This window comes from Streptomyces sp. N35, assembly GCF_016464295.1.
Lineage (GTDB): Bacteria > Actinomycetota > Actinomycetes > Streptomycetales > Streptomycetaceae > Streptomyces.
The window spans coordinates 1-5,201 of sequence record NZ_JAEIMH010000172.1 but is presented as its reverse complement, the minus strand read 5'-3'; the positions used below and the strand labels follow the sequence as shown (position 1 = coordinate 5,201).

At 69.4% G+C, this 5,201-nt stretch carries 5 protein-coding genes; 3 read left to right on the top strand and 2 right to left on the bottom strand.

The window, feature by feature from the left end; genetic code table 11:
- Positions 1-146: 146 nt before the first annotated feature.
- Complete coding sequence (locus tag JAO81_RS41430) at positions 147-614, bottom strand: hypothetical protein (protein ID WP_199553175.1); 468 nt, start codon at positions 612-614, stop codon at positions 147-149.
- 201 nt (positions 615-815) lie between these two features.
- Between JAO81_RS41430 and JAO81_RS41425 the strand changes: the two genes are divergently transcribed.
- Positions 816-1,580 carry an SDR family NAD(P)-dependent oxidoreductase gene (locus JAO81_RS41425; protein ID WP_199553174.1) on the top strand — a complete coding sequence of 255 codons (765 nt, stop codon included), beginning with the start codon at positions 816-818 and terminating at the stop codon, positions 1,578-1,580.
- A 134-nt stretch (positions 1,581-1,714) separates the two neighbouring features.
- Here the strand turns inward: JAO81_RS41425 and JAO81_RS41420 are convergent, their stop codons facing one another.
- A complete protein-coding gene (locus JAO81_RS41420) occupies positions 1,715-2,908 on the bottom strand; it encodes an RtcB family protein (RefSeq protein WP_199553173.1) in 1,194 nt (397 codons plus the stop codon).
- 203 nt (positions 2,909-3,111) lie between these two features.
- Between JAO81_RS41420 and JAO81_RS41415 the strand changes: the two genes are divergently transcribed.
- Both JAO81_RS41415 and JAO81_RS41410 read left to right on the top strand, forming a co-directional pair.
- Positions 3,112-3,948 carry a DUF3558 domain-containing protein gene (locus JAO81_RS41415; protein ID WP_199553172.1) on the top strand — a complete coding sequence of 279 codons (837 nt, stop codon included), beginning with the start codon at positions 3,112-3,114 and terminating at the stop codon, positions 3,946-3,948.
- Between the two features lie 145 nt (positions 3,949-4,093).
- Positions 4,094-4,930 (top strand): DUF3558 domain-containing protein, encoded by an 837-nt coding sequence (locus JAO81_RS41410; protein WP_199553171.1) that lies wholly within the window; start codon positions 4,094-4,096, stop codon positions 4,928-4,930.
- Positions 4,931-5,201: the final 271 nt, after the last annotated feature.

The following is a 5,201-nucleotide window of genomic DNA, read 5'->3' as shown; positions in this document are numbered from 1 at the left end:
ATACCCCCGGGGGTCCTCCCCGTCCACATGGGCATACGCACGCCCGACGACCACCCTTCGAGAGTGCCCGGGGGGTCCGACACCGGCCCGCGGCAGCCGAAGGCCGCGGGCCGGTCACCACGGGAGACCCAGGAGAAACCCGGGTCTCAGAAGAAGTACGAGTCCCCGGTGTCCAGGGTCAGCACCTTGTGCCGGTTGTTGTTGACGTTGCGGTCAGTCGCCCCGCCGTTCCACAGGGTGTCGATCTGCACCGTGGCCTCCGACGGCGAGCCCTTGAGCTTCATGTCGAGCCCGATCTCCTCGCTCCAGCTCCCGGCCTTGATCTCACCCGTCGAGCAGAGCACCACCCGCTGCCCGGCCCGCAGGCACCGCTCGGGCAGCTTCTGCTCGCTCGCCAGCGGCGCCGAGTAGCGCAGCCGGACCGTGGCCTCGGACACATCGACCGGGCCGTGGTTCTGCGGGGTCAGCCAGATACCGAGGCGTCCCCCCCCCAGCCCCGCATGCCGGTGGCCCCCCCCACCCCCCCCGGGCCCCCCCGCCTCGGCCGGCCCCCCCGTAACCAGAGCGGCGGCGGCCACCGACGCCGCGACCAGTCCCGCGCGCTTCACTCGCATTCCAGCTCCCACAGTTCCCGCAGTTCCCACGAAGGCACCTGTCCGATACGCGCGAAACATACCTAGACTTCGCAATTGACCGCGGCCTCGGTGGAGTTCGGCGCGTACGGATGACCGAGCGCCGGACGGTTGACCGCCGACCCGCACGATCCGGTTAGCCTGGCCGAAACCGCCCGGCACCGCCGCACCGAGGAGCAGCCCATGACCGCCGCAGCCCGCCGTACCGCAGTCGTCACCGGCGCGAGCAGCGGCATCGGCGCCGCGACCGCCCGCAAGCTGGCCGAGGCGGGCCACCACGTGGTGCTCACCGCCCGCCGCAAGGACCGCATCGAGGCGCTGGCCGCCGAGCTCACCGAGGCCGGCCACTCCGCCGCCGCCCACCCGCTCGACGTCACCGACCGCGCGGCCGTCGACGCCTTCGCGAGCACGCTCGACCGCGTGGACGTGCTGGTCAACAACGCAGGCGGCGCACTCGGCGCGGACCCGGTCGCCACCGGTGACCCCGACGAGTGGCGCCGGATGTACGAGGTCAACGTGATCGGCACCCTCCACATGACCCAGGCTCTGCTCCCCGCCCTCGTCGACAGCGGCGACGGAACGGTCGTCGTCCTCTCCTCGACGGCCGGCCACGCCACGTACGAAGGCGGCGCGGGCTATGTGGCCGCGAAGAACGGCGCCCGCGTCCTCGCCGAGACGCTCCGCCTCGAACTGGTCGGCAAGCCGGTCCGCGTGATCGAGATCGCCCCCGGCATGGTCAAGACGGAGGAGTTCGCCACGACCCGCTTCGGCGGCGACGAGGAGAAGGCCGCCAAGGTCTACGAGGGCGTCGCCGAGCCCCTCACGGCCGAGGACGTGGCCGACACCGTCGCCTGGACGGTCACCCGCCCCAGCCACGTCAACATCGACCTCCTCGTGGTCCGCCCCCGCGCCCAGGCCTCGAACACGAAGGTCCACCGCGAGCTGTGAGCCACACCGGTGCGCCGCGGCGGCCAACGCCCGCGCACCGGAACGCGCGAAGGCCGGGGAGCCGCTCCCACACGACTCCCCGGCCACCGCCGAGACCCCCCGCCTCGACGCCCGTCGGCCCCGCCAGGCGCGGCTCAACCCTTCACGCACACCACCTGCTTGAGCTTCGCCACGACCTGCACCAGGTCCCGCTGCTGGTCGATGACCTTCTCGATCGGCTTGTACGCGCCGGGGATCTCGTCCACGACGCCGGAGTCCTTACGGCACTCCACGCCCCGCGTCTGCTCCTCGAGGTCCCGCGTCGAGAAGCGCCGCTTCGCCGCGGTCCGGCTCATCTTGCGGCCGGCGCCGTGCGAGGCGGAGTTGAAGGACTTCGCGTTGCCGAGGCCCTTCACGATGTACGAGCCGGTGCCCATCGAACCCGGGATGATCCCGTAGTCGCCGGAGCCCGCACGGATCGCTCCCTTACGGGTGACAAGGAGGTCCATGCCCTCGTACCGCTCCTCCGCCACATAGTTGTGGTGGCAGGAGATGACCGGTTCGAAGGTCACCTTGGCCTTCTTGAACTCCTTGCGGACAACGTCCTGGAACAGACCCATCATGATCGCGCGGTTGTACTTGGCGTACTCCTGCGCCCAGAAAAGATCGTTCCGGTACGCCTGCATCTGCGGGGTGTCCGCGATGAACACCGCGAGGTCGCGGTCGACCAGACCCTGGTTGTGCGGCAGCTTCTGGGCCTCGCCGATGTGGTACTCGGCGAGCTCCTTGCCGATGTTCCGCGAACCGGAGTGCAGCATCAGCCAGACCGAACCCGTCTCGTCGAGACAGAACTCGATGAAATGATTCCCTCCGCCGAGCGTTCCCATCTGCTTTGTGGCCCGCTCCTGACGGAACTTGACCGCGTCCGCGACCCCGTCGAACCGCGACCAGAAGTCGTCCCAGCCGGCGGTCGGGAAGCCGTGCATACGGCCCGGATCCACCACGGAGTCATGCATCCCGCGCCCCACCGGAATCGCCTGCTCGATCTTCGAGCGCAGCCGCGAGAGGTCACCCGGCAGATCGTTGGCCGTCAGCGAGGTCTTGACCGCGGACATACCGCAGCCGATGTCGACGCCGACCGCCGCCGGGCAGACCGCACCGTGCATGGCGATGACCGAGCCGACCGTCGCGCCCTTGCCGTAATGGACGTCGGGCATGACGGCGAGGCCCTTGATCCACGGGAGCGTGGCGACGTTCCGCAGCTGCTGCATCGCGCCCGCCTCGACCGTGGCCGGGTCCGTCCACATGCGGATGGGGACCTTCGCTCCCGGTACCTCTACATAACTCATGGTTGCCCAACCCCCGTATAACAAAAGAAAAGTCTGAAAGCGCAAATACTGGTGCCAAGGTCAACAAAAGGGACGGTTGATCGGCCATCACAGCGGCGCGTGCGATACACATTGTGTTCACCGGCCTTTGTGCGGCGCCAATGCTTTTCGTCGTACGGGGACGGCTCAGACCACGAACCCGCATCCGAAGGAGGGCCCGCACCGTGCGGCACAAGAGGTATCTGGCGGGCGCACCCCTGCTCGCCGCGGTGCTGCTGACGGGTTGCACCTCCGGTTCGGGTGACGGCGCGGGGAGCGCCGACGACAAGCCGGGCGGCTTCGCGACCGCGCCGACGAAGACGGCCGAGCCCGGTAAGTACGACACGCTGCTCGAGCCCTGCGCGGCGGTGGACCAGGGCACGCTGGACACGATGCTGCCCGGGATCGGGGAACTCTCCGACGAGCAGCGGAAGAAGGCGTACGCGGGCGCGGCGACCATAACGTTCGACACGGACCGCAGGGCGGGCTGCCGCTGGTCGGCGCAGTCCTCGGACGCGACGCATCGGCTGCAGATCGACTTCGAGCGCGCGGTCTCGTACGACGACGCGGTGAGTGATGACGAGCTCGCGGCCGATCTGTTCCTGGACATGCAGATCGCGGCCGATCTGCCGGAGCCGGCGGAGGACGAGGAGTCCGAAGAGTCCAGCGGCTCCGGGGAGTCCGAGGACCCGACCGCCACGCAGAGCCCGGACGACAGCACGGGCGGGGACCCCGAGCAGGGCAAGCCGACCCAGTCGGCTTCGTCCGCTCCGCCGGAGGGTCTGGAGCCGCGGGTGCTCGACGATCTGGCGGACGAGGCGTATCTGGACGACGAGCTCGGCGCGGCGGATTCGGCGACGCGGCAGCGCGTGGTGACTGTGGCGTTCCGCACGTCGAATGTGCTGGTGACGGTCAGGTACACCGCCCAGCCGGCCTCCGTGAAGGAGACGCCGGACAGCAAGGAACTGCAGGACAGGGCAAGGGTTCTGGCCGGAAGGCTGGCCGATCAGTTCACCGAGTGAGCGTGGCGCGGGTCACCGCGGCCGGGCTCCGGTTTCCTCACGGGGTACTTCGCCACCGCGTACCGTGGCTGGGCGGAACCACAGGGGGCTCCTTTCGCACATGGCGCCCCGGAACCGAACCGCACGACTGATGAGCGAAGGAACCATGCACCGAAAAGGACCGCGATTCACCCGCATTCTCGCCGCCTGCGCCGTTGTTCCGGTGGTCATGACCGCCGCGGCGTGCTCCTCGGACTCGGGCGACGGCGGCAAGAGCGACTCCGGCGCGAAGTCCTCCGCCTCCCAGGGCGCCGACGGCAAGGACAAGGCGGCGAGCCTCGCCGAGGCCGCGTACAAGCAGCTGCCGGCCGCCTGCAAGGTGGTGTCCTCGAAGACGGTCGAGGACCTGGTGCCCAAGGTTGAGGACAAGTCGGGCAAGACGGGTAAGTCCTCTGATGTCTCCACCCGTAGCAGCTGTTCCTGGAAGGGCCTGGACACCAACGGTGTCGACGGCTCGCAGTTCCGCTGGCTCTCCGCGTCGCTGACGCGCTTCGAGTCGGAGGAGGGCCTGGGCAGCGCCGAGACGCGCGCCAAGGGCTACTTCAAGAAGCAGGTCGCAGCGGCCGCCGGCACGGACGGCGCCAAGAACGTGAAGTCCGAGCCCGCCGCCGGTGTCGGCGACGAGGCGACGACGGTCAGCTATGACCTCGACAAGGGCAAGCTCGGCGACTACAAGCAGCAGACGGTCGTGACCCGGATCGAGAACGTCGTGGTGACCCTGGACTACAACGGCGCGGGTCTCGCGGGCGAGAAGGCCCCGAAGGCCGCGGACATGGTCAAGGACGCCGAGAAGGCCGCCAAGGAGGCGGTCGCCTCGGTGACGGCCGCCAACAAGCCGGGGGCTTCCACGGAGCCGTCGGAGGAGGCGTCCGGCAAGGCATCCGACGAGCCGTCCGGGAAGGCCTCCACCAAGCCGTCCGACAAGGCCACCGCCAAGTCGTGACCGCACAGGTGCGCGAACTTCCGTAGACCGGGCACCGAAACACCCGCAGAACGCCCTATCGCGAGCCCGGCCATTCACCCGATGGCCGGGCTTCGGCGATACCGGCCCACGGCCACCCGTACACATGTGCCAGGCTGTTGCGCGCAAACGGGTCCGGGCGGCAAGCACGGGCAGGCACTTGGAGGGGATCACGGGTGGCAGCGCCACTGAAGCTGACGCGGACACACCGGATATTGATCGGCGTGGTGGTCGCGGGCGCGGTCATCATCGC

What these genes read in the sequence shown, in the direction of transcription:
- JAO81_RS41420 (WP_199553173.1), bottom strand. Translation starts at nt 2,908, where the DNA reads ATGAGTTATGTAGAGGTACCGGGAGCGAAGGTCCCCATCCGCATGTGG.
- JAO81_RS41410 (WP_199553171.1), top strand. Translation starts at nt 4,094, where the DNA reads ATGCACCGAAAAGGACCGCGATTCACCCGCATTCTCGCCGCCTGCGCC.
- JAO81_RS41425 (WP_199553174.1), top strand. Translation starts at nt 816, where the DNA reads ATGACCGCCGCAGCCCGCCGTACCGCAGTCGTCACCGGCGCGAGCAGC.
- JAO81_RS41430 (WP_199553175.1), bottom strand. Translation starts at nt 614, where the DNA reads ATGCGAGTGAAGCGCGCGGGACTGGTCGCGGCGTCGGTGGCCGCCGCC.